Annotated in this window: 1 pseudogene; it reads left to right on the forward strand. The window is 68.4% G+C overall.

The features are described 5' to 3' along the window. Nucleotides 1-66 precede the first annotated feature (66 nt). Nucleotides 67-1,074: pseudogene (locus tag ABD292_RS48835) on the forward strand (IS3 family transposase); the annotation flags it as partial.

Here is a 1,074-nt window from a genome sequence, read left to right on the forward strand (position 1 = left end):
CCTTCGCCCTGAAGTGTGGACACCTTGAGTACCGGATGATGGAAATCCGGAGACAAGGAGTTCCACGTGGCGATGAAGTCGTATCCGCCGGAGTTCAAGGCGGACGCCGTCGCGTTGTACCTGTCTGATCCAGCGCGGACGTACGGATCGGTGGCCCGGGACCTGGGCATCAACCGCGAGACGCTGCGCCTGTGGGTGAAGGAGGCCCGCGCGAACGGCACGGCCGGAGCGAAGAAGGCGGCCCCGGCGAAGCGGCCGACGGCTGGCCCGCTATCGTCCGACGACGTGCTGGAAGAGGAGAACAAGCAGCTCAAGGCCCGGATTCGGGAGCTGGAGCTGGAGCGCGACATCCTGCGCCGGGCGGCAAAATATTTCGCCGGCGAGACGAACTGGTGAGCCGCTTCGAGTTCGTTGACGACCATCGGGACGCCTTCGGCGTCAAGCGGCTGTGCCGGGTCTTGAAGGTGTCCCGCTCGGGGTTCTACCGGTGGCTCAAGGCAGCGCCGGCCCGGGCGGCGCGGGCGGCGGCCGATGCCGTGCTCGCCGAAGAGATCCGGCAGATCTACTCCGAGTTCGACGGCACCTACGGCAGTCCGCGCGTCACCGCCGAGCTGCGGGCCCGTGGCCGCCCGGTTAACCACAAGCGGGTCGCGCGGGTGATGCGCCGCTGCGGGATCGTCGGGCTGCACCTGCGCAAGAAGGTCCGCACCACGGTGCCCGAGCCATCACATTACAAGGTGCCGGACCTGATCCGGCGGGACTTCACCGCGCCGGCTGCGAACCTGCGTTATGTCGGCGACATCACGTACCTGCCCGTCGGTGAGGGCCGGTTCCTGTATCTGGCGACCGTGCTGGATCTGGGCTCACGGCGGCTGGCGGGCTGGTCGATCGCCGATCACATGCGCACCGAGCTGGTGAGCGATGCGCTGCGGGCCGCCGCCGCGACGCGCAGCAGCCTGGCCGGAGCGATCTTCCATGCCGATCATGGAGCCCAGTACACCTCGGCCGAGTTCGCCAGGGTCTGCGCCGAACTCGGGGTGCGCCAATCCATGGGAGCCGTCGGGACCAGCGCCG

Source organism: Nonomuraea bangladeshensis, assembly GCF_039529455.1.
Classification (GTDB): Bacteria; Actinomycetota; Actinomycetes; order Streptosporangiales; family Streptosporangiaceae; genus Nonomuraea; species Nonomuraea bangladeshensis.